The organism is Candidatus Trichorickettsia mobilis (assembly GCF_034366785.1).
Taxonomy (GTDB): Bacteria; Pseudomonadota; Alphaproteobacteria; order Rickettsiales; family Rickettsiaceae; genus Trichorickettsia; species Trichorickettsia mobilis_A.
Map to the genome: position 1 here is coordinate 366,673 of NZ_CP112932.1, position 24,119 is coordinate 390,791.

25 protein-coding genes, 1 tRNA gene and 1 pseudogene are annotated in these 24,119 nt (G+C 33.4%); 12 read left to right on the forward strand and 15 right to left on the reverse strand.

The genetic code is table 11. The features are described 5' to 3' along the window. The first annotated feature begins 23 nt into the window (after positions 1 to 23). On the forward strand, positions 24 to 749 hold the full coding sequence (locus tag Trichorick_RS01605) for an SDR family oxidoreductase (RefSeq protein ID WP_323738520.1): 726 nt from the start codon (positions 24 to 26) through the stop codon (positions 747 to 749). Between the two features lie 147 nt (positions 750 to 896). After that, positions 897 to 1,514 (forward strand): 30S ribosomal protein S4, encoded by a 618-nt coding sequence (gene rpsD, locus Trichorick_RS01610; RefSeq protein WP_323738521.1) that lies wholly within the window; start codon positions 897 to 899, stop codon positions 1,512 to 1,514. 472 nt (positions 1,515 to 1,986) lie between these two features. On the opposite strand, the gene Trichorick_RS01615 is transcribed toward rpsD, so the two are convergent. Further along, positions 1,987 to 2,124, reverse strand: coding sequence for a hypothetical protein (locus Trichorick_RS01615; RefSeq protein WP_323738522.1), 138 nt, complete (start codon positions 2,122 to 2,124; stop codon positions 1,987 to 1,989). Here Trichorick_RS01615 and Trichorick_RS01620 point away from each other — a divergent pair. From Trichorick_RS01620 to Trichorick_RS01645, 6 genes are all read left to right on the forward strand, one after another. Beyond that, complete coding sequence (locus tag Trichorick_RS01620; RefSeq protein ID WP_323738523.1) at positions 2,123 to 4,168, forward strand: LPS-assembly protein LptD; 2,046 nt, start codon at positions 2,123 to 2,125, stop codon at positions 4,166 to 4,168. The genes Trichorick_RS01615 and Trichorick_RS01620 overlap by 2 nt on opposite strands. An 8-nt stretch (positions 4,169 to 4,176) precedes the next feature. After that, complete coding sequence (locus Trichorick_RS01625) at positions 4,177 to 5,139, forward strand: SurA N-terminal domain-containing protein (RefSeq protein ID WP_323738524.1); 963 nt, start codon at positions 4,177 to 4,179, stop codon at positions 5,137 to 5,139. A gap of 26 nt (positions 5,140 to 5,165) precedes the next feature. Beyond that, a complete protein-coding gene (locus Trichorick_RS01630; RefSeq protein WP_323738525.1) occupies positions 5,166 to 5,552 on the forward strand; it encodes a response regulator in 387 nt (128 codons plus the stop codon). Further along, the gene (locus Trichorick_RS01635; protein WP_323738526.1) at positions 5,552 to 6,907 is read left to right on the forward strand and encodes a PleD family two-component system response regulator; all 1,356 of its coding nucleotides are present in this window, start codon (positions 5,552 to 5,554) and stop codon (positions 6,905 to 6,907) included. Before Trichorick_RS01630 ends, Trichorick_RS01635 begins: the two co-directional genes overlap by 1 nt. Before the next feature lie 362 nt (positions 6,908 to 7,269). Then, positions 7,270 to 8,082, forward strand: a complete 813-nt coding sequence (locus Trichorick_RS01640) for a DsbA family protein (RefSeq protein WP_323738527.1) — start codon at positions 7,270 to 7,272, stop codon at positions 8,080 to 8,082. A gap of 77 nt (positions 8,083 to 8,159) precedes the next feature. Further along, positions 8,160 to 8,236, forward strand: a tRNA-His gene (locus Trichorick_RS01645). A 132-nt stretch (positions 8,237 to 8,368) separates the two neighbouring features. Here Trichorick_RS01645 and Trichorick_RS01650 read toward each other — a convergent pair. The 3 genes and pseudogenes from Trichorick_RS01650 to Trichorick_RS01660 form a co-directional block, all read right to left on the reverse strand. Beyond that, positions 8,369 to 8,953 (reverse strand): annotated as a pseudogene (locus Trichorick_RS01650) (ABC transporter ATP-binding protein); the annotation flags it as partial. 203 nt (positions 8,954 to 9,156) lie between these two features. Continuing rightward, positions 9,157 to 9,999: an ABC transporter permease gene (locus Trichorick_RS01655; RefSeq protein WP_323738529.1), complete on the reverse strand. Its 843-nt coding sequence runs from the start codon at positions 9,997 to 9,999 to the stop codon at positions 9,157 to 9,159. A gap of 52 nt (positions 10,000 to 10,051) precedes the next feature. Beyond that, complete coding sequence (locus Trichorick_RS01660; protein ID WP_323738530.1) at positions 10,052 to 10,330, reverse strand: NADH dehydrogenase ubiquinone Fe-S protein 4; 279 nt, start codon at positions 10,328 to 10,330, stop codon at positions 10,052 to 10,054. Positions 10,331 to 10,375: 45 nt separating this feature from the next. On the opposite strand from Trichorick_RS01660, the gene Trichorick_RS01665 reads away from it, so the two are divergent. Then, complete coding sequence (locus Trichorick_RS01665) at positions 10,376 to 10,615, forward strand: exodeoxyribonuclease VII small subunit (protein ID WP_316354084.1); 240 nt, start codon at positions 10,376 to 10,378, stop codon at positions 10,613 to 10,615. 161 nt (positions 10,616 to 10,776) lie between these two features. On the opposite strand, the gene Trichorick_RS01670 is transcribed toward Trichorick_RS01665, so the two are convergent. After that, complete coding sequence (locus Trichorick_RS01670; RefSeq protein ID WP_323738531.1) at positions 10,777 to 10,953, reverse strand: hypothetical protein; 177 nt, start codon at positions 10,951 to 10,953, stop codon at positions 10,777 to 10,779. Between the two features lie 260 nt (positions 10,954 to 11,213). Continuing rightward, the gene (gene tsaB / locus Trichorick_RS01675; RefSeq protein ID WP_323738532.1) at positions 11,214 to 11,876 is read right to left on the reverse strand and encodes a tRNA (adenosine(37)-N6)-threonylcarbamoyltransferase complex dimerization subunit type 1 TsaB; all 663 of its coding nucleotides are present in this window, start codon (positions 11,874 to 11,876) and stop codon (positions 11,214 to 11,216) included. Positions 11,877 to 11,937: 61 nt separating this feature from the next. Here tsaB and Trichorick_RS01680 point away from each other — a divergent pair, with 61 nt between their 5' ends. Together Trichorick_RS01680 and miaA are read left to right on the forward strand one after the other, a co-directional pair. After that, complete coding sequence (locus tag Trichorick_RS01680; protein ID WP_323738845.1) at positions 11,938 to 13,314, forward strand: phosphomannomutase/phosphoglucomutase; 1,377 nt, start codon at positions 11,938 to 11,940, stop codon at positions 13,312 to 13,314. Positions 13,315 to 13,464: 150 nt separating this feature from the next. Beyond that, positions 13,465 to 14,412, forward strand: coding sequence for a tRNA (adenosine(37)-N6)-dimethylallyltransferase MiaA (gene miaA / locus Trichorick_RS01685; RefSeq protein ID WP_323738533.1), 948 nt, complete (start codon positions 13,465 to 13,467; stop codon positions 14,410 to 14,412). A 50-nt stretch (positions 14,413 to 14,462) separates the two neighbouring features. Here miaA and Trichorick_RS01690 read toward each other — a convergent pair whose 3' ends face one another. From Trichorick_RS01690 to Trichorick_RS01725, 8 genes are all read right to left on the reverse strand, one after another. Next, positions 14,463 to 15,158 (reverse strand): ABC transporter ATP-binding protein, encoded by a 696-nt coding sequence (locus tag Trichorick_RS01690; protein WP_323738534.1) that lies wholly within the window; start codon positions 15,156 to 15,158, stop codon positions 14,463 to 14,465. Beyond that, positions 15,151 to 16,398, reverse strand: a complete 1,248-nt coding sequence (locus Trichorick_RS01695) for a lipoprotein-releasing ABC transporter permease subunit (RefSeq protein ID WP_323738535.1) — start codon at positions 16,396 to 16,398, stop codon at positions 15,151 to 15,153. The genes Trichorick_RS01690 and Trichorick_RS01695 overlap by 8 nt, the downstream gene beginning before the upstream one ends. A gap of 134 nt (positions 16,399 to 16,532) precedes the next feature. Further along, positions 16,533 to 17,834 carry a proline--tRNA ligase gene (proS, locus tag Trichorick_RS01700; RefSeq protein ID WP_323738536.1) on the reverse strand — a complete coding sequence of 434 codons (1,302 nt, stop codon included), beginning with the start codon at positions 17,832 to 17,834 and terminating at the stop codon, positions 16,533 to 16,535. Positions 17,835 to 17,852: 18 nt separating this feature from the next. Next, the gene (folE, locus tag Trichorick_RS01705; RefSeq protein WP_323738537.1) at positions 17,853 to 18,434 is read right to left on the reverse strand and encodes a GTP cyclohydrolase I FolE; all 582 of its coding nucleotides are present in this window, start codon (positions 18,432 to 18,434) and stop codon (positions 17,853 to 17,855) included. Position 18,435: 1 nt separating this feature from the next. Further along, positions 18,436 to 19,803, reverse strand: coding sequence for a hypothetical protein (locus Trichorick_RS01710; RefSeq protein WP_323738538.1), 1,368 nt, complete (start codon positions 19,801 to 19,803; stop codon positions 18,436 to 18,438). Positions 19,804 to 20,090: 287 nt separating this feature from the next. Beyond that, entirely contained in the window at positions 20,091 to 21,011 is a 921-nt protein-coding gene (locus tag Trichorick_RS01715) for an SPFH domain-containing protein (protein WP_323738539.1), read from the reverse strand. Positions 21,012 to 21,068: 57 nt separating this feature from the next. Next, a complete protein-coding gene (locus tag Trichorick_RS01720) occupies positions 21,069 to 21,554 on the reverse strand; it encodes an NfeD family protein (protein WP_323738540.1) in 486 nt (161 codons plus the stop codon). Between the two features lie 2 nt (positions 21,555 to 21,556). Next, positions 21,557 to 22,087 (reverse strand): c-type cytochrome, encoded by a 531-nt coding sequence (locus tag Trichorick_RS01725; protein WP_323738541.1) that lies wholly within the window; start codon positions 22,085 to 22,087, stop codon positions 21,557 to 21,559. Between the two features lie 259 nt (positions 22,088 to 22,346). Between Trichorick_RS01725 and secF the strand changes: the two genes are divergently transcribed. Further along, positions 22,347 to 23,273, forward strand: a complete 927-nt coding sequence (gene secF / locus Trichorick_RS01730) for a protein translocase subunit SecF (RefSeq protein WP_323738542.1) — start codon at positions 22,347 to 22,349, stop codon at positions 23,271 to 23,273. 624 nt (positions 23,274 to 23,897) lie between these two features. On the opposite strand, the gene Trichorick_RS01735 is transcribed toward secF, so the two are convergent. Continuing rightward, positions 23,898 to 24,056: a hypothetical protein gene (locus Trichorick_RS01735; RefSeq protein WP_323738543.1), complete on the reverse strand. Its 159-nt coding sequence runs from the start codon at positions 24,054 to 24,056 to the stop codon at positions 23,898 to 23,900. Between the last annotated feature and the right edge of the window lie 63 nt (positions 24,057 to 24,119).

A 24,119-nucleotide genomic window follows, 5' to 3' on the forward strand; every position in this document is an offset into this window, starting at 1 on the left:
AATTAAAATGTCGAGTACTATATATGTCTAAACTAGCAATAATCACTGGTGGTACCAGAGGCATTGGCGCTGCTATTTCAATAGCTCTGAAGGAGCAAGGATTTACCGTAATAGCAAATTACCATAACAATCATGAAGCAGCAAATAAATTTGCAGCAGCAACGAATATTAAAATAAAAAATTGGAATGTGGCAAACTATGATGAATGCATAAAAACTGTACAAATCATTGAAGCAGAATTCAATAAACCAGTCAGTATATTAATAAACAACGCCGGTATTACTAAAGATAGTATGCTACATAAAATGTCTAAAGCAGATTGGCAAGATGTAATTAACATTAATCTTACCTCCTGCTTTAATATGTGTAGCGCCGTTATTAATCAAATGCGCAACCAAAATTACGGCAGGATAATCAACATAAGTTCTATTAATGGTCAAGCTGGTCAGTTAGGCCAAACTAACTATTCAGCAGCCAAAGCTGGTATTATTGGATTCACTAAAGCCTTGGCTCGTGAATCTGCTACAAAAAATATTACCGTCAACTGCATCTCTCCCGGCTACACTCAAACAGAAATGGTAGAAAAAATGTCTATGGAGGTATTAGAAAAGATAGTTTCACTAATTCCAATGAAGCGATTGGGGCAACCAGCAGAAATAGCACGAGCCGCTGTTTTTTTATGCGCTGAGGAAGCAGGCTTTATTACCGGAGAAACTTTATCGATTAATGGTGGACATAATATGTTTTGAGCATGTTAATAACGTAAAAATTTATATCATTTTATTCTTGCGTTACCTAATTGCTAGTTATGACAATCAAATAACATTTGACTTTGGCTATGGTAATTTATATACTGCAAAGCGAAATTTTAACTTATATAAAGATGAGAAAGATACGTGACTAAAATAATCAAGTCTAAATATAAAGCAAGTAGAAGACTAGGAGTGAGTCTCTGGGGTAACGGTAAAGACGCTTTTAATACTAAAAATTATCGCCCAGGCCAACATGGACAAAACGCCATGATTAAAGTATCAGACTATGGTTTACATCTAAAAGCTAAACAAAGACTTAAAGCTCATTATGGCCGAGTCAATGAAAGACAGTTTCGTAATATATTTACATTAGCTTTAAAAATGAAAGGAAATACCGGCGAAAATTTTGTTGGCCTTTTAGAGAGTAGACTAGATGCTGTAGTTTATAGAATGAATTTAGCTCCCACTATCTTTGCAGCAAGACAATTAGTATCGCATGGACATATCATAATTAATGGCAAACGAGTTAATATACCTAGCCAAAGACTAAATGACGGAGATATTATAGAATTAAAAAATAACTCCAAACAAATTCCTATAATCTTAGAAACTGCAACTAAAGCAGAAAGGACTGTTCCTGGCTATTTAACTTTTGATCAAACCACAATGTCAGGAAAATTTGTCAGAGTTCCAATGATTTCTGATGTACCTTATCCTTTTGATCCTGATGTGCAGTTGGTTGTTGAGTTATATTCAAGATAATTGGAGAGTATTCAATGAACTGTATCAAACATCATTGCGATGGTTGTGCCTGAAGCAATCCAGAAAAACTCGGTGAGCCAATTGACTGAATTGCTTCGACTATACATGGTCTCGCAATAACAAGTATTACTTTAATTGACATAGTTCATTGCACAGTTTCATATAATATCATCTAGGAATACATAATATTGTCCCGGAATACATAATGTCGTCTCAGAATACACTAGTGTCGTACGAACACAGACAATGTCATCCCGAATTTGTTTCGGGATCCTATGAAGTCTTGATGAGATTACGAAACAAGTTCGGGATGACATTGTCTGTACCTCCTCAACTTCAAGAGTTGGCAGAAAAACGAGTGGTGCTCAAGCTTCGTGCAGTACCTTTGTTTTGTACAAGAGCATTCCGAAGTTTGATATCCCAAATATTGAAGTTCAAGAGGTATATTTCTGGATGATACTGTGTGTTCGTATTACAGATGGTTTAACTCAATTTTTCTTAATACTAAATCGCTGTTTTTCTTGATTAGCTGTCTACTGATACTAATATTAGTATCAGCAACAGTTACTGCCAAGACTACAATACCTACAGCTAAAACACCTGCATTCATGGTCGCTGATTTTGTTGAGTATAACGCAACAGAAGAATTTATTTATGCACGTGGTAATATTAAAATCACTATGGATAATTACCTTCTTACTGCAGATAAGATCCTATATGATATAAACAATGATTTACTATGGGCTGAGGGCAATGTTAAAATTCAAGATGATAAAAAGCAAGTCATATATGGCACTACAGTTTTTTTTAAAGATAAATTAAAAGCTGGTCTCATTGCAGATTTTGTATTTAAATTTAGTGATAATACTGTACTTGCTGCTAAACTTGCAGAAAAAGTAAATGCTCAACAAACCATTTTAGCTAATACCTGTTTTACCCCATGCAACATACCATCAAGTGGTAAACCGATTTGGCAAATTTCTGCACAACAAACAATAATAGATCTTAACCATCAAATCATTAGCTACAAAAATCTATTTTTTGAAATATATAATATTCCCGTATTTTATACGCCTTATTTCTCTCATCCCACTCCACATGCCCGCGCTCAATCAGGAATATTAGTACCTGAAATTAAAAGAAATAAGCTAGGGATTCCACTGTATTTTAGAGCTAAACCAAATATGGATTTCACTTTAACACCTAGATTAGCCAAGAAATATAACTTATTTGAGTTAGAAGCACGTCATAAAATAAATAATGGTAGTTATACTATTTCAGGTAGTTATGGAAAAATCCCATATAATATTAGAGATCAAGGTAAAATAATAAAAAATAGTAATGTCAATCGATACCATCTCTTTGCCTTAGGCTCTTTTTCTCAAGCTAACTATCAATATGGTTTTGATTTAAAACGTACCTCCGATAAAGCTTACTTAAGAAATTATTATGAAATGCATGACGCTTATTTAGCTTCAAAACTATATCTTAATAATATACATAATAATAATTACTTCTCTGTTGAGGGGTTACATTTTTATGGGTTAAAAGTTGATGATTCTAAATCTACCGATCCATTGATTTTGCCTAAAATTCGAACAAAAAATATAATAAATTTAAATGATAATGAAGATTTACAGCTAATTATCAACAATAATACCTCTATGTATCAACAACCAGGAGGCAAACAATTAACTCGTTCTGCTTTAGGGATCACTGCAACTAATCAAATTATCACTAGCGATGGTCATTTATTTAATACTAATTTACAAACAAGAAGCGATGCCTACTTTATTAGAAATATGCCTATACCCAATTCAACTACTAATAATTCAAGCTATAGTAAGACATATGTTCGGCATATCCCTGAATTACAAGTAACTTGGAGAATTCCACTAATGAGTCATTTTGCTTTATCTCCATATAGGTTTAGCATTGAACCTATCATTTCGACGACTATAGGTCGTGATTTCCAATCTAAAGATCATAAATTTGCATTCATTGATAACAATCGCTATGAATTATCGGAAAATAATTTATTTCTTGCTAATCGCTACAGCGGTCTTGATTATCATGAATTCGGCAAACGTATAAGCTATGGAGTGAATACAACCTTGCTTAAGGACACAAATTATTTCAATATATTCTTAGGGCAATTGTTGCATAAACATAATTTCACAAATACTGAAAATGCACAAAATGTTGGCCGATTAGGAATAAATATTAATAATACTGAATTATTTTATAGATTTAGAAAGAATAAAAAATTTGAAGCGATCATGGAAGAGATAGGAAGTCGTTTTTATAATGATAAAATACAATATACTCTGAGTTTTATAAAATTAAATAATTTAAAAAAATATTATTTAGTAGATAACAAACAATTATCTACTAATACCAACAATATAAAACAAGCTCATTCTGACATCCAATATCAATTAACACCATCTTGGTTGATTGGCTATGAAATACAGGTTGATATATCCACCAGGAAACCACAACTATTATACAAAAGTATCAAGGTGACATATGCTTTTGATTGTGTTAGTATAACCGGCAGATTATATGATGACTATACTTCAGACTATTCTAGAGGTATAACTAAGATAAGAAGTAAGACTATATCTTTAGGCTTGAAAGTATTAAATATGTGAGCTTTGAAATGAAACAACAAACAAGTATCGATCTGAAAAAATTCTTAATTATTAGTACAAAACCAATTATGAGATATCCTAGACGTTTTTATATCTTATTAATACTATCCATATTTCTTATAATCAACGCAGCTAAAGGTTCACCTGCAACTATTGTAGCGTTAGTTAACAATGAACCAATTACTTTGTATGAATTTCAGATGAGGAAAAAAATGGTTATAACGCTTAATAACGTGCATAACCCTGATGCTAAAGCTAATGCTCAAATTAATACAGCAGTGTTAAATAGTTTAATTGAAGAACAATTATTATTTCAACATTCAAAAAAAGTTGGCGGTAAAATTAGTGCCACTGAATTAGAAGAAGCAATTAGCACCATTGCTCAAAGAAATAAAATGTCTAAAGAAGATTTGTTTAAATATCTATCCAGTCAAAATATAGATATAGATAGTTTTCGTAAGCAAATAACAGCAGAGTTGATCAAAATAAATATTTTATCTTATATCTCCAGATCAGTAACAATTTCACCGCAAGAAATTGATGCAGCTATTTTACTTAATAATAGCAAGGATGCAAAAATCTCTGCTCGTATTTTTACCTCAAAAGACAAAACACCATCAACATTACAAAAGATGTATAGTTTACATAAAACTTTAAAAACTTGTAATGAGGTAAAAGATGCTGCATACTCAAAATTTGCTACAGCTATTACCATTAACGAAAACCTTAGTACTTTAGATCATCAATTACAAACTATAATAAGAGATCTAAGTATTAATCAAAAAAGCAGCGTATTTGAAACCACAAAAGGATTTCAATTAGTATTAATGTGTACTAAAGTAATAGATAATGTAACTTCAGCAGAGAATGATTACATCACTAATTTTTTGACAAATAAAAAAATGTCGCAAAAAGCACAAAAGTTTTTTGAAGATTTACGTAAAAAGGCATACATTAAAATAATGCTATAAAGTTATAAACTAAATATTTAGATTTTATGAATCATCAATCTAAAGTATTAATTGTTGAAAATAATGAATTAAATTTAAAATTATTTCATGATTTGCTGATAATTCAAAATTATGAAGTAATGACTTCTAAAAATGGTTTAGGCATCCCTGCTCTTATTGAAAATGAACGTCCAGATCTAATCTTAATGGATATACAGCTTAATGGTATATCAGGTATAGATATCATTAAAGAATTAAAAAAAAATCCCGCAACTTCATCTATTCCAATTATAGCAATTACTGCTTTTGCTATGAAAAATGATGAAGCTAAAATATCTGCTTCTGGTTGTGACATGTATTTACCAAAACCAGTATCAATTGACTTATTTTTTCAAGCTTTACACAAATTTATTGAACCAAATAATAAAAACTAATGACTGCAAATGTACTGATAGTAGATGATCTGGAACCCAATGTTAAACTATTAGAGGTAAAACTACTAAGTGAGTATTATACTGTATTTTCTGCAAATAACGGTGTCAAAGCGCTTGATGTACTGGCAAATAATAAAATTGATGTCATCTTATTGGATGTAATGATGCCAGAAATGGATGGTTTTGAAACCTGCATAAAGATTAAAGCTAATCCTGAAACTACTCATATACCGGTGGTAATGGTTACAGCATTATCAGATATTGAAGACAGAATAAAGGGACTAGAAGCCGGAGCAGATGAATTTCTTACTAAACCAATAAATGACGTAGCGTTATTTGCTCGTGTAAAATCTCTATCACGAATGAAAACAATTATTGACGAACTAAAACTTAGAAATAAAACCAATGCTGCTCTTGGAGCTTCAGCAATAGAAATAAAAGATAATTTTGTAGACAGTAAAATACTGATAATTAATGATGACGTAGTTCAAGCACGTAACTTAAGCAAAACACTACTAAAATTATCACCTCAAATTAAGATTGTCACAAAAATAGAAGATATCGATAGTATAATTGACACTTATATTCCGGATGTAGTGATTATTAGTTGTCAATTAGAAGTAGGCGACCCTTTACGCATTAGTGTAATGCTAAAATCAAAAGAAATTTTACGACATACCATGTTAATGCTACTTGCTGAAGAAGAAAATATGCAAATGGTTATTAAAGGAATGGAACTAGGTATAAATGATTATTTTATATACCCAGTTGAAGAAAATGAACTATTAGCGCGGATTAAAACTCAGTTAAGAAGGAAAAAATATCAAGATAATTTACGCAATGAACTAGAACAAAGTGTTAATCTTTCAATTAAAGATGGTCTTACAGGAGTTTTCAACCGTCGTTACTTCGATATTCATATTCAACAAATGATTAAGACTTCTATAGAAACTAACAAACCATTATGTTTATTAATGCTGGATATAGATCATTTCAAGCAAGTTAATGATAATTATGGACATCAAGCAGGTGATGCTGTGCTAGTATCTTTTTCAATGGTTTTAAAAAATCTATTTAGAATTACCGATCTTATAGCAAGATATGGTGGTGAAGAATTTTCCGTATTACTAAGTGAAGCATATCTCAAAGAAGCCGTAATTATTGCAGATAGAGTACGCTCCACCATAGAAACAACAAGTTTCGTCATACCTAATTACCCACCATTGACAAAAACTACCTCAATAGGAGTAGCCGAATATAAACATGGTGAGTCTATAAGTGATTTTATATCACGAGCAGATAAGGCATTATATGAAGCAAAATCAACTGGGCGAAATAAAATAGTAGCTTCATAAGTTTCTAGTTTGACAGATTTCATTAGAGGCTGTCAGATCAGTAGATCTAAGTGGTAATTTTGCTCACTCAAAACGCAGGCGAAGCTCCGCAACAAACAAGAGACTGCTTGCGGTGCTCGTCTTCGTTTTTTCTAAAAATTCCTCTCTTATATCTACTGATCTGACAGCCTCTTAGGTTCTTACACACAGAAATTTAAAAATAGACCTTCTCACAAACTCAAGCGTGACACAGTAAATATGTAAGAGATGATATAATTCTCACGAATAACCTAAGAATATAGAGATTGATGGTTAGGAGAGCTTTACTTTATATTTATCATTAAATATGATTAGCAATATTTAATATTTGAGTATAATAAAAAATGGCACAAAAATTGGTTAACAAAATCCTCTTTGGCGTTTTAGTTATTTTAATAGCTATACTAGCTTATAAAATTATTAATCCTATATCTAATAATATTTCTTCACCGGTAGTAACCACCATGGAAGAAGCTATAGCCCCAGAAGATGAAAAAGAAAAAGTTCAAGATATTGTAAAAGAGTATTTGATGAATAATCCCGAAGTGATTATTGAGTCAATTGAACAACTGCAAAAACGTAAAATGCAGGAAATGGAAGCAACGGTAAAAAACTATATTGAGCAAAAAAAACCGGAAATAGAAAATTCTACTACCTTTCCTGTGCTTGGTAATGCAGAAGGAAATATTATTATAGTATCTTTCTACGACTATAATTGTTCTTATTGTAAAAAAGGTGACAGTTATATCAATCAGGTGCTTGAAGCTAATAATGATGTTAAGGTTATCTTGAGGCCTTTCCCAATCTTGGGCGAAAATTCTATGTATGCTGCAAAAATTGCATTAGCTGTACATAAACTTGCTCCAGATAAGTTTAAAATTATTCACCAGGGACTAATGCACATGAAACCTATTACTGCAGAAGCAATAGAAGGGTTGATCAGTAGTAATGAGATAGATTGGATATCGCTGCAGACAGAAATACATAAACCTGAAATACAAAGTTTAATTGACAAAAATTTTGAAATGGCCGGCAATCTTAGAATTCAAGGAGCACCTGCTTATATAATTAATGGTACATTATTTCCAGGCTTAGTAGATTTCACTCAATTACAAAGTTCGATTGCTGAAATCAGAAGTAAATTACCACAAAAATAAAGCTTAAGTTTTAGTTCTTGACTTGATGTAGGTAATGTTTTAGTTTAGGCAAGTCTAGTTTGATAAAAGGCTTAATGGCGGATATAGCTCAGTTGGTTAGAGCATCAGATTGTGGATCTGAGGGTCGCGGGTTCGAGCCCCGTTATTCGCCCCATGTCTCTACTAAGGTTTTAGGCTTTTTTTAAATTTGTAACCAGCTTTTAATCTTTGGTTTAACTCTTAAATTACAATAATTAATTTTTTAAAACACAAATATAAATAAGCTCATTAAAATTTTGTAGAATGCCTAGCTATTAGTAAATTCTTTATAAGCTTCAATAACTTCTGCCATATTTCCATCCATACGAATCTGTCCTTTTTCCATCCAGATACCACGATTACAAGTATCGTTCATTATTTGTAAATCATGAGAAGAAAGTACCATAATTTTTGTTCGTTCTATTAAATCACTGATTCTAGTTCTAGCTTTATGGATAAAGGCAGCATCACCGGCACCAATCATTTCATCCATGATTAATATATCTGGAGTTATAGCAGTAGATATAGAGAATGCAAGCCGCAGGTACATGCCAGTGGAATATGTACGCGTTGGTAGATCGATATACTCATGCAATTCAGAAAAATCAATAATCTCGTTTACTTTATTTTTAGCTTCCTTGAAGCTCAAACCCATAAATATGCAACGCATAATTATGTTGTCATATCCACTAAGTTCTGGATCCATGCCCATAGTAATATCTGTTAGAGAAGAGATGTGACCTTCGAGTCGAATAGTACCTCCCGTTGGTTCGTAAATACCTGCAAGTACTTTAAGTAGAGTTGTTTTACCAGCACCGTTATGTCCAATTAGCCCAACTCGCTCACCTTCTTTAACTTCAACAGTAATTTTATTAAGAGCTCTTATATAAGTTGTATGATCAATAGAATTGATTTTACCGCCAATCGCACTAATGAGCTGATTGCGTACTGAACGAGTCTTGCTATTATATACGGCAAAAACTACGTCAGCATTATTAAGACTTATATAGGCCATGATACTCTTTGAATATTATAGTGGTAGTGATCGATATAAAATTATAACCAGTAAGTTATTCTATGTCTAAATTTGCTAAAGAATAGTATTGCCACAATCCAGCTTGCACTAATATAGCAGATTGCAGCCAACCAATATTGATATGGAATAGTAATTTCAAGTAATGAGTCACGGCATAAGGAAAGGAATATGGCCAAAGGATTAAGAAAAATATAATCATGAAACCTTGGTGCTACTAATTCAATTTTCCACATAATTGGTGTAGCATAAAAAACAATTTGGATAATACTGGCGATAATATTAGGAAAATCACGAAAACGAACACTAAAAATAGCTAAAATTACTGTTATTGGGAAGAGAAAAATGGAAGTACATATAAATCCTAATAAAGCAATAAAAAGCGCACTAATAGATATTTTCTGCATGCAAATTAGATAAGTTACTACTATTACTGGTAAATTATGGGCTAATATTATTATGTTTTTTATAAACAAACTATTAATATAAGATAATTTAGGAAGACTGAGTCCTATAAGATATCCTGTAGAGCTGATATAAATATTGCTGCCATCCATAATACAGCTGGAAATATACTGCCAAAACAGAAACCCTGTAGCAAAATAAGGTAAATAATCTGGAATGCTAATTTTGAATAATACTGACCAGATTATGCCAATAGTTGCAATATTAATTGCTAATGATAAAGTTAGCCAAAATTGTCCAATACTGGAACGAGCATATCTTTTTCGTATATCGCCAATACCAATTAAGTAAAATATTCGCCAATATTTGAAAGAGCCGACAAAATCATCAAACGCTTTTTTGAGATTATCATTATTTTTTATATGGTTATAGTTGTTTAGAGAATCAGGAGAGTTAGTCATAAATTATTTAAAATAGAAATTAGTAATCTTAGTTGGTAGATGTAAATAAAATTTACTTAAAATTACTAGCGTAACTTTTTTTTATTATTTTTCGTGGCTGCAGAGGAATAACTTCAAATTGAAGATTTTTGTTAGTGGCGAAATGGATTGCTTCTTCTAAATTAGAGAATTTAAGCCGCACTTCATCCATCATATTTCTAGAAGTAGTACGACCCATTATTGGTTCTATAAACTTATCTTCTTTGTTAGGAATGAATTCCAGTACCCATTCTGTTTGATTCTCACCTGATTGAGTAGCTACTTTAGCTGGCTTGTAAATTCTTGCTTGCATAAATATCAATATGATGTTTATTATTAAATAAAAATATTTTAGTATATGACTACATTAAAGTCCATTGAAAACATGACTTTTGAACAAGCTTTAGCAGAGCTTGAAGAAATAGTCAAAAAAATTGATTCCGGGCAACACGATCTTGAAGCAGCAATTAATAGTTTTGAGAGAGGTATATTGTTAAAAGATCATTGTGAAAAAAAATTGAACGAAGCTAAGCTAAAAATCGAAAAAATTACCAAATCAGCAGATGGTAGTGTGGTGATTGAAGAAGTGGAATTATAAACACCATATTGAAATTAGACCTCTTGCATAACTATAGTTGGTTTATAATTTTGCTCACTCAAAACTTGTCTCCGCTCCGCAACAAACAAGAGACTGCTTGCGGTGCTCGACTTCGTTTTTTCTAAAAATTCCTCTCTTATATCTACTGATATGACAGCCTCTTAGACATCAGTATAAGGTGGAGTTTTTATTAATTTAATAGATTCAGTAATAGTCTGTTTTATGAAATAAAATATGCTAATTAATATAGCTCCAATATCAATGAGAATAGCAGCTTTAATGATATCAGAACAAGCTGCAAACTTAGCTAATAAATCAGCAATAAAATTATATTCCATAGACATGAGCTCCTTAAATCTAGAAAAATTTGGTACCGGGAGCTCAAAAAACATGGAAACGCTCATGCCCCACTACCTTCAGCCGTAAGACATTATTGTATAGTAGTGGGACTCCCGGCTTGAAGCTTAAGGGAGTCCTTATTACGGTTCAGAATAAACCGACGTTTCCTTTGGTGTTTTTTGAAGCACCTTAGTTGAACCTTACAAACTAGCAGAATAATGAGCTTTGGTCAATGATTTGATTAACAACGTCATCTATTTTAGAGTTTTGCATCAGCTGGTCTAATGTATAAAGGCTCAAATGGTATTAATGTTCGTTTATTTAGAGTTAAATCAATATATCGACATAGATATATTGATTTAACTCTGCTATATCTTGGTAAAATTGTAATAAATGGTAAATGCTTGATCTTGCCATATATACGAGCTATACCGCTACCGGCACAAATTGTTTTGATTTGTTGTTGCTGCAATAAATTAATAACAGCTTCGTAATCTAATAACAGAGGATTACTGATAGAGTTATTATTATTATCAAATATCTGCATATATAGCTGATTACGATAAGCATCGAGCAAGATAATACTTTGTTGATAATTGTTGACTTGTAGGGTTGCCCTAAAATTTGCTATCTCAAAATTACTAACAGTAGTACCTTTTATCTTACTATTAAATAGAATACCTTTTGCTGCTGCCAGTCCTATTCTAATGCCAGTAAAACTCCCAGGTCCATTGGTAACACCTAAATAATCAATATCACGATATTCAAGTTTTGAATATTCCAAGGCAGATTCGATCATGTTAATTAATCGTTCAGCTTGCATTGATGGTCTTAACTCTTCAATATAAGCAAGAATTTTCTGCCCTTCTGAGATTGCTACCGTTGCGATGTTATTTGCAGTATCGAATGCTAGTATTTTCATCAAATCTCTTATATAATTACATGAAAAAATTTAAGATGAGATACATAAAAAGATGCCAGGATTGATAATTAACCCAATTATTTTTAGAGCATATGATATACGTGGTAATGCCAAATTAGACGTAACCACTGATGCAGCTTATAAGATAGGTTTCTGTTTTACAAGAGAAAATATTACTACTAATAATAGCGTGATTTGTGTAGGCAGAGACGGAAGACATAGTTCAGATGGGCTTTATCGAGCTTTAGTAGAAGGTATAATCGCAGCTGGAGGTAAAGTAATCTCAGTTGGAGTAGTACCAACGCCGGTATTATATTTTGCTGACGTAAAATTTATGCCGGCAGCTAGTATTATGATTACTGGCTCCCATAACCAAAAAGATGATAATGGTTTTAAAATGGTTGTTCAGGGTAAATCTTTTTTTGGAGAGCAGATCCAGAATTTATTAAGTATTATAAATAATACTGATTGGGAGCAGATATTGCCGTCTATCTCAGATAATAATGTCCAAGAGCTAGATATATACGAACAGTATATTACAGAAATCTTGGATCATTCAAATCTCAAAAGTAATTTAAAAATTGTTTGGGATCCTGGTAATGGAGCAGCTTGTAAAGCTATTAAATTACTACAAAACAGATTAACTAACAACAATATCATAATTAATGGTGAAATTGATGGAGATTTTCCCAACCATCATCCTGATCCTACAGTCGCTGCAAATTTAACTCAATTAATTGAAGTTGTACAGAAGCAAGAGTGTGATTGCGGTATTGCCTTTGATGGTGATGCTGATCGCATTGGGATTGTAACGAGAACAGGAGGTATAGTTTGGGGTGATCAACTGCTATGTTTGTTTGCTATGGATATACTAGCACTAAATCCAGGAGCGACAATTATTATGGATGTCAAAACCAGCCAGGTAGTATTTGATCAGATACGATTATATGGCGGTAACCCATTAATGTGGAAAACCGGACATTCCTTTATTAAAAATAAAATGAGAGAGGTCAGAGCGTTACTTGCCGGTGAGATGAGTGGACATTTATTTTTTGCTGATAGATATTATGGTTATGATGATGCAATTTATGCGGCTGTTCGCTTAATAGAATTACTATCAAAATCTTCTTATTCCTTGGATGAAATGCTAAGTCAATTACCACACACTTATAATACTCCGGAGATTAGAATAAAAATTCCAAAATCTATGAAATTTAATATTATTAACAGTATTAAGACACAGCTAATTGAAAAGAATATTAGTTTTAATGATGTTGATGGTTTACGAGTAAATACTGATAATGGTTGGTGGCTAATGCGTGCATCAAATACAGAAGAAGCAATTATAATACGTTGTGAATCGTGTAGTAGTGAAGGATTGATAATGCTCAAAACTGAAGTGGAGGATTTTCTTACTCCTTTTGGTATTCAGCTTTAGCATAATTATCTCCATGCCTTATGTTATCTTGACGCTTAATATCATCCCGAACAACACAGCTGTCGTCCCGAACTTGTTTCGGGATGACATTGTGTGGAATAGATTAGTAGTTCATGAATAACCTTATGTTAATTTAACTCAAATAAATATATGAACATGGTTGTCATAGTTTGTGGACCAACCGGTTGTGGTAAAACATATTTTGCACATAAATTGGCTCAAAAATATTATGGAGAGATTATCTGCGCCGATTCAATGCAATTATACCAACAAATTCCAATTATTACTGCATCTCCAGCGGACAGCTTAAAAAAAGAGCTACCATATTTATTATATAATTTTTTAGATATTACCGAAGAGAGTTATTCAGCGGTAAAATATGCTGAGATTGCTGCTCAAGTAATTAAAGAAGTAAATTCTAGAAATAAAATTCCTATAGTAGTAGGTGGGAGTGGCCTGTACATTAATACTTTAATGTTTGGCTATAGTAGCATACCAGCAATCTCTGAGATTATTAGATCAGAAGTCAAAATGTTGCAAGAAGAATATGGGCAGGAGAAATTTTTTAAGGATCTTCAAAATTTAGACCCAATAGCGGCCAGTAAATTAAATATGTTCGATAAACAACGAACAATGCGTGCTTATGAAGTATTTAAGCAAACTGGCCAGTCAATTATAACTTTTCAGAATAATAAAGCTATATTACCTCTAGATGAGTGGGTAATTAAAGTAGTGTTATTAAATCCGGAGCGGAATTTTTTGGTGTCCAGCTGTAATGTAAGATTGCAACAAATGTTTGATCATGGCGCAATAGAGGAAGTAGAAGCAGTAAAACAGTTGATAGAAAATAAATCTATCATAAAAGATTCTAGCATTAAAGCTGTTGGTGTGCAGGAAATTATCGAATATTTGGATGGTCAGATTACTTTAAATGAAGCGTTAAACCTTGCTCAATATCGAACCAGACAATATGCTAAGAGACAAAGAACTTGGTTTAGGAATCAAATTAAGGAGAAAATAATATTAGAATATAGTAGCAACAAAGAATTGGAGCAATTGCTTTCAAGAGCAGAGACAGCTCAAATATTTAGTCGCTAAAATTTCGTACAAGTTAAATAGTTGAATAGATTAATCTACATACGTCAGTTTTAATTAGCAACTCGCGTTAGTGTAGCATTTTTTAGTTCAAATATTTTGTGCATATTTCCTGCTAAATCATGATTATGCGTTACCATAATAATTGCCGTGCCTTGTTTGTTAGCTAGATTTACGAATAAATTAAATACTTCATTCGCAGTATGGGGATCAAGATTGCCTGTTGGCTCATCTGCTAATATTAGTTTTGGTTTATTAATCAGGCTTCTGGCAATAGCCACTCGTTGCTGCTCTCCTCCTGATAGTTCACCAGGCATGTTATTTCTTCTACTAGATAAACTTAACGTTTCAAGCAATTGATCAGCAGCTTGGAGCACCTCCTCATATTTAGCACCGGCAATTAATGCTGGCATTGCTACATTTTCTCTGGCAGTAAAATTATTCAATAAATGATGATATTGATAGACAAAGCCAAGATATTGTAGCCTAATTAAATCTGTATTGACTCCAGTATTACTTATTGTTTGTTGATAATGTTCTTGTCCTACCTGTATCGTACCACTATCAGCTTTATCGAGCAATCCTGCTATATGCAATAATGTTGATTTACCACTACCGGAAGCGCCAATTATAGCTACTAATTCCCCTTCGGCTATTGTAAGATTAACTTGCTGCAGCACCTCAACAGTAATATTGCCCTGACGATAGCTCTTGCTAATATCTGTTAGTGTTAAAATATGATTACTCATAACGTAAGGCTTCCACTGGGTTTAATTTAGAAGCCTTATAAGCAGGATAAATAGTTGCGCAAAAACATAAAAAGATTGATAATACACTAACCAAAATTATATCTTCTAACCGCACATCTGATGGCAAAGAATATAAAAAATAAATTGCAGCATCAAAAATTTTAGTATCGGTTAAACGCTCTAAACAAAGCCTAATATTGTCGATATTATAAGCAAAACTAGCGCCTAATATTCCACCAACGACAGTACCAATTAAGCCAATAAACATCCCATTACAAATAAAAATTAACATTATCTGCTGCTGACTAGCACCAATCGTACGCAAAATTGCGATATCTTTGGTTTTATCTTTAACCAACATTACCAAGCTTGAAATAATATTAAAAGCTGCTACTACAATAATTAACGACAAAATAGTAAACATGGTAATTCTTTCAACAGCTAATGCATTTAAAAATTGTCGGTTAGATTTTTGCCAACTAGTAACCTTGAATTTTTCTCCAAGAATTGCTTGGATTTCATTGGCAAAAAGCTCCGCTTGCTCTGGTTGCTTAGTATAAACTTCAATAAGATTAATAGTATTATCTTCAAATGATAAAAAATTCCTAGCAGCACTAATCGGCATTAATACTGTTGCAACATCATAATCATACATGCCGGAGTTAAAAATTGCTGTTACTGTAAATTCCTTGGCTCTCGGCATACTACCAAAAGCAGTTGAAATAGTATTAGGTGAAATCAGCTTGATTTTATTACCAATTTTAGCACCAATTAAATATGCCAGCTCACTACCCATAGCAATAATATTGTTGCTAGAAAAATCACCAAACTGCCCAGCCACCACATTTTGCAGTACCGCTTTTTTCCATTGCAGATCATTAATATCAATTCCTTTAATTAACACTCCACTATTAGTACGCGGCCCTATCGCTAGAGCTTGACCGACAATATTAGGTACTACTGCTTTAATATAATTATTATTATTTAATAACTGACGTGCCTTATCATAATTAGTAATATAACGATCAACGTTAGTAATAGTAATATCACCATTTAAGCCAATAATATTTTTAGTTAATTCCAGGTGGAAACCATTCATCACAGATGTCACTACAATTAAAGCAGCAACACCAATAGTAACGCCAAGTAGTGAAAAACCAGAAATGAGCGATACAAATTTCTCATTTTTTTTGGCGCTAAAATATCTGCAAGCTACCACTAAAACAAAATTAGACCTCATTTAAAACTCGCTTATGTGAGTAAATTTGTAGGAGTGAGGATGCGCAAAACCGGAGCGCACTCTTGGTTTGTTTCGGATTTGAGCACCGCATCGACATACAAATTGACCACAGAAGTAGAGTTTTAAATGAGGCCTTATCTGACATTTAAATTGCCAACCACTTTTTTGATAGCCACATCAACAGAGATAATTTCTGTCTCTGCAGTTGCTCGATGCTTAATCTCCACTAAATCATTAGCTGCATTCTTATTACCAATAATTATTTGCCAAGGAGAACCAATTAAATCATGAATTGCAAACTTAATCCCCGCTCGCTCGTCAGTGTTATCATATAATACATCAATATGCATTGACTGCAGCTGATTATAAATAAGATTTGATAGCTCAGAACATTTAGTATCAGCAATATTCAAATTTAGAATTGATACTTTAAATGGCGCAATCTCCTCAGGCCAAACGATGCCACGATCATCATGATTAGCTTCAATAATTGCTGCCACTAATCTGGAAATGCCAATACCGTAAGAACCCATCTCTACCGGCACTAAATTACCTTGCTTATCATTAACAAATGCGTTCATTAATTTAGAATATTTAGTACCAAAATGAAAGATATGCCCTACTTCTATGCCTTTACTGACACATAATTCATTTGCAGATAAAGGGCATAATACTGGATCATGCTTGTCATCGGCAGCTGCATATAAAGTTTTTAATTCTTCAATATCACCGACTAAATCCTCTGCTAACAAGTTAAATACTTTATCATAGTATAAAGTGCTTTCACCAATATCAGCCACAATATGAAATTCGTGACTTAAATCTCCGCCAATTACCCCATTATCAGCAGCAACTGGGACTACCGACACTCCTAGATCACGAAAGCTATGCATATAAGCTGTATACATCCGATTATATGATCTAATCGCTCCAGCATAATCAATATCAAAGCTGTAAGCATCTTTCATCAAAAATTCACGACCACGCATTATCCCAAAACGTGGCCTGATTTCATCACGAAACTTCCATTGGATTTGATACAGATTTTTTGGTAAATCCTTATAAGATTTAATATTACTCCTGAAAATATCAGTAATCATCTCTTCATTAGTTGGTCCAAACAACAAATTATTATCATGACGATCCTGGAATTTTAGCATTTCCTTGCCATAATCATTGAACCTTCCTGACTCTAACCACAGATTAGATGGTTGTACGCATGGCATTAACAATTCAACCGCACCTACTGCATTCATATTAAAACGAATGATATTTTCAATATTTTTCAATACCTTCAATCCTAATGGCAGCCAACTATAAATTCCTGCTGCTTGCTGCTTAATCATCCCACTTCTAAGCATTAACCCATGAGATACGATTTGAGCTTCAAGCGGCTGCTCCTTGAGAGTAGGTAAAAAATATTGCGATAGTAACATTGGCGCATCCCTTTTTATTTATACAGCTTTTGCTATGAGGTTTAGAAACTCTTGTCTGTATGATGATTCAGCAAAAACTCCAGTATAATGCATAGTATCCATCATACTGCCTTCTTGTAGCACTCCTCTAATCGTCATACAACTATGCGAAGCTGAAATTTTTACCGCTACTCCAAGCGGGTTAATATGCCGCTGTAAATTTTCTGCAATTTGCACTGTCATTTTTTCTTGTATTTGTAATCGCTTGGCAAATATATTAACCAATCTAGCAAGTTTACTAATACCTATGACACAATCATTAGGAATATAGGCTATATCGACATAACCAATGATTGGTAATAAATGATGTTCACAAAAAGAAGTAAAGCGAATTGATCGTAACAGAACAAAATCCTTAAAACTACCGGTATCATAAAATTTAGCATCTAAAATAGTAGCAACATCTTGACTATAGCCACAAAACATTTCTCCATAACTATCTACTACCCGATCAGGCGTTTGCAACAGCCCTTCACGATTTGGGTCATCGCCAATAAATCGTAATAGCACACGTACTGCTTCTTTTGCTTCTTCTCGCGATGGTTTAGATGATGTAGTCATTTCATTCCTTAAAATTAGGCACTCTATAAAAAAGGTTTTTACCACAAATAACCACAAACATCAAGCCACCAACTATAGCAATTATTCCTCCGATTCCAACCATTCCCATAGCAAGATAAGCAGATAACTCTAACTCTACTCCCGGAGTCTTCCGCAACACTCCATACCCCCCGGCTATCGCTAGCCCTCCGATATGCAAAGCCTGCCCTAAGGTTATTGTATATATTTGATAGTTCATCTTTTTCAATAGACTAGTATCAGTAGTTTTCTGAGTTGTTATACACAAAAAATAGGCAAATCCCATAAAAGCAATAGTAATGGCTACAATTGAACCATGATAGTGTGCGGGTATGCTAACATTTACACCTTTTATCAGAAGGCCAATCAAACCGCCGAATAAAAATAATAAACTGGAACAAATAATACTAGCTGCTATGTAAGAATGGCTTGATACCTTAATCTTTTGTGTGAAAGTTTCATAGGCTAGCAATATTAAACTCATAGCTGGAACAATGCCGCCTAGGTACCGCATATGATTGGTATAATAGATCTTAAATTCCGCATCAATAATATCATATAAATGATGCCCCATTAAACCAGTTATAGCTAGCACACAATTTAATACTAATAAATATAGATAAAGCCTGGTAAATATTGTTTCTCTATGCCATAGCCTAGAAGATAATACTATCCAAACTACAATTAATATCTGACAAAATAAAAATTGTAGCAAATGTCCACCACTCCAATAAAGCAGCTCATAATAAAATTCTAACTCCATTGCTACTAGATCGATAACTTTTCGTAATGCTAGATATGATTGAACAAAACAATGCCACACTGCAATAAATATTATTGATGCAGACCAAGCAGCAAATTTTAGAAATAATGTTTCATAATTTGTACCTTGGTAAAAATCACGAAATAAAATACTACTATGCTCATATAAATTGTTGGCTGCAAAAATTAGTACTGCACTGCCAAATAAACTTAAACCAATGACAAATATTATATTTTCCAACATTGGAATATAATTATTCATTATCGGTGTACTAGAACCGCAAAATGGAGAGATGGTAATCATTATAGTACCAGCAAGGGCTGTATAAAGACATATTTCGCCTAAGAAAATATGTTTTATTTGATCACTCCAAATAATACAAACTACTGATAATAACCATACCAATACCGATAGGTTCACATGTACTATTAATGTTGATTTAAAGATCGCAGTATTTTCTATTAACCATGCTAATTGCGGAGTACGAAGAATAACCAGTACGATAGAATATATACCAGCAAAACCTAAAGCAATGATACCATTCCTTAGCCAACCAATAGCAATGTTATTTGATAATAGCTTGGTCACGAATACCTGATTGTCCAAAGAATGAGAAATGAAAATATGAATGAGTTGTTAAATATGTATAAAATATGAGAACGCTTTATGAATCATACACATCAAGTTAAGGAAAAAGAGACGATACAAACCAGTCATTGCAAGACCACAACGTTGCCGAAGCAATCCAGTTAGTTACTTGTTTTGGAGTGCATCAAAGCTAAAGCTCCTCGCAATGACGAGTATATACTTTATTTTCTTAACTGACTACTGTCTTAGCCCCACAATGACGTTCGTACCGTCTATTTCTCTTTTATCTATTTGTCTCTTGTTTTCAATTGATTAAAAATAGCTAAAGCTTGCGTGACTAGATGATGAGGTGCAGATAAATCTGCAGGTAATATCACGGTATTTGTTTCTTTGGCAACTTTACTGAAAGCTTCAATATATTGTTCAGCAATTCTAAATGACACTGCATCACCGCCACCATCTTTTTGTAAGGCACTGGCAACTATCTCTATGCTTCTTGCAGTAGCTTCAGCTACGCATAAAATAGCCTCAGCTTCACCACGAGCACGATTTACCTGATCGGTATATGCTGCCTCAGAGTTCAACACTACTTGCGCTTTCTCTCCCTCAGCTTGATTAATTTTTGATTGTCTATTACCTTCTGAATCAAGAATCTGAGCACGTTTTTGCCGCTCTGCTGCTACTTGCAGTTCCATAGCTTTTAAAACTGTTTGTGGTGGCTGAATATCCTTAATTTCATAGCGCATACATTGTATACCCCAATTTATTGCTGCCTGGTTAATTGCTGCCACAATTGCAATATTTAACGAATCACGCTCTTCAAAGGTTCGATCAAGCGGTAATTTACCGATTTCTGAACGCATAGTGGTTTGTGCCAATTGAATAATAGCGTTATAAGGGCTACTTACCCCATATGAAGCTGCAACTGGATCAATGATTTTTACATATAGAACTCCATCAATCGATAAAGTAACATTATCATTAGAGATGGCAGTCTGAGCAGTTACATCTATTGCATCTTCCTTTAAAGTATGTTTATAAGCGACCCTTTGCACAATAGGTATCAAAATGTTGAGTCCGGGCTGTAGTATTTTATCAAACTTTCCTAATCTCTCTATTACCCAAGCCTCTTGCTGTGGTACAATTTTCATCATCTGTATCACCAAAATAATGGCAATAACACTAAATACTAATAATACTACTTCCATAAATAATCCTATATATTTTACAAAATACTATCTAATGGCCTGCTTTAAAGCGTTGATTTAGTCACCATCGGATTTATGCTTTCTAATTTTACTACAAATTAATACGTTGCCATGAATGGCCATAATAAAAAGCTTTTCTCCTATTGCAGCAGAGTTTTGTTCCGTTTTATCCAATCGTGCATTCATCACTGTTCCAGACCATTTAACCTGCCCTAAATCTCCAGGAAATAATGAGCTATTACATACTTCAACCTCACCACCAATCATATCCATATAATGTTCAGTATTTTTACCTTTTGCCTGCATACACCGCTTCAACGGCCACCATAATATAATAAACCATAAAAACGACAATAGTCCGAATGATGAATAATGATATTGAGACAAAATAGGATAAATATAAATTAACGCTGCATTTGATAAACTACCTAAACCTAAAAATAAAAATCCGATACCAGATATTTGTAGTTCGATGATCAAAAAAACAGTGCCTAATACTAACCATAATTCTGCAGCTCCCATATCATGAAAAATATTATACATTATTACTGCTTATCATGGGCAAAAGTCTTTAAAAATGCAATGACATTTACTATATCAGCTGGTTTACTTAAACCAGCAAATGACATTTTGGTTCCAGGAATAAATTTACTAGGTTTATTGAGGAAATGAAATAAACTCTCATCGTCCCAAACACCACCTTTTGCCTGCATTGCTGCGGAATATTTGTAACCAGCTTCTGAAGCCTTATCACGACCGGCAACATCCCATAAATTTGGCCCCACTCTATTAGGCCCACCCTTATCCAAAGAATGACATGCCAAACATTTTTTTGCAATATCTTGTCCTAAAGTAGCATTGGCAGTTTTCATTAGTTCAGCTATATCAACCACTACCTCTACAATTGGAGCATTTTTATCACTACCACTGCCTTCTTCTACCGCTATGCTATACCCTCTCTGTGCTGGCATTAGATTCGGTTTATATAATATATTTGCTACTATTCCAACAATCATAGCTACTAAACTAGCCAACAACACTGCGGCAATAATTTTATTTAATTCAAATCCTGACATGATACATTCAATTCCCATAAAATATCAGTATTACAATAACAAATAAATATCGAATAATCCAAGAGTTTCTATATTTTTACTTCAATTTAGCAATAGAATGTTTTTATAAATATAAAATTTTGCCCACCTTTCTCAAGAATAAAGTTTAACAAAATATGCAATTTATTTTCTGCTAGCATTAACAGTAACCTTATTGTATAAACATGTATACTACACATATATCAGTTAGTAATTCCTTCTATTTACCAAAGAAATTAATATGCAACTATATCCGTTAAAGTTACTCCCAGCTAAAACTAATTTTAATTTCATGCATTTTAAAAAAATTAGTTACACTGTTTCTATTATTTTGTCTGTCCTATGTCTAATATCTATCACATTGTACAAATTCAATTTTGGCATTGATTTTGCTGGCGGCATCAGCATAGAAGTCAGAAGTACTCAAACTCCTAATTTAACTCAAATGCGAGAAATACTTGGTGAATTAAATATTGGTGAAGTAATGATCCAACATTTTGGTAGTGAACATGATCTATCCATCAGAGTTGGTAGTAACAGTGAAGAAAATTTATTGCATAACATTAACCTGATTAAAACTGCGCTTAATACTAAATTACCGTATAAATTTGATTATCGTAAAGTGGATTTCGTTGGTCCTCAAATTGGTGCACAATTAATTCAATCCGGCCTTATAGCACTTACTTTATCATTTATTGCCATAATGATTTATATATGGATCAGATTTGAATGGTATTTTGGTATGGGAGTGCTAATAGCTTTAGTTCATGATGCAATACTTGCTCTAGGGTTTATGAGTATAACTAGATTAGATTTCAATCTGAGTACCATTGCCGCCATTCTCACTATTATCGGTTATTCAGTAAATGACTCTGTGGTAATTTATGATCGGATAAGAGAAAATTTACGCAAATTTGCACAAAAACCAATCGATCAAACTATTAATATCAGCATAAATGAAACTTTATCCCGTACTATCTTAACTGTACTGACTACCCTACTTGCTGCTCTTGCTTTGGTAATTTTTGGTGGAGAAGCAATTCATAGCTTTAGCATTCTTATCTTCTTTGGAATAATCGCTGGAACTTATTCCTCTATTTTCATATCCGCACCAATTCTCACTATATTTGCCAGACAAACTAAGTATCGTATCAACAAGAAGAATTAGGCCATTGCGTACAGCTTTCCCGTTGAATTAGCGCACATCAAACATGCTGCGTCTTGAAGCTTGCGTGCAACAAAGCACTGTTTACGTATCTATTCAGGGGTCTGGCAAACCGCAGATGTATGATATATACACTAGTCTTATTAACGCACTCGATGTCATTCCCAGCAACGGCAGGAATCTAAGAATAAAAGCCTCAAATGCTTAGATGTACGCTGGATTCCCCCCGTTGCTGAGAATGACATCGTGAAAGCAGTTTGTTGTCAAACTCACCATCTGTATACCTGATACGGTAAATGTTTGCGCCAGGAACGTGAATAGATATAGCTTCTCCAGTTGAATTATGGTACACCAATTTTGCAAGCCTCGGCTGTGCGAAACAAAGTAATCTACGCTGTGCAGCGCCTCGCTTTGAAATTAACGTACCATAATTCAACTGGCTTTGCTATACCTGTTTACACATAAATTAACCGAGCCATGCTATTAAAATCACTCAGCGCCTACAAATCTAGGACAAAACTTAACGCGAGTTGCGCTCACGCTCAGTCACATACAAATAAAAAAAACCGATAAATGCCTAAACATTTATCGGTCAACTTATCCAAGATTAAAGGAAAAAATAATAGCTTATTTTTTCTCTTCAGCAGCTTCTTTTTCTTTGTCTGCTTCTACTTGTCCAGCTGGCACTTGGTTAGCAGCAGGTTTTTTTGCATCAGCTGGCGCGGTGCTAGCAAGAGCAGCAGTTGAGAAGGCTAGGGCTAGAAGAATTGTAATAATTTTATTCATAAGATAAACCTCGTTGTTTTTGTAATGGCGATTATAATATAAAAAGCGAAATCTTCAAGCTAA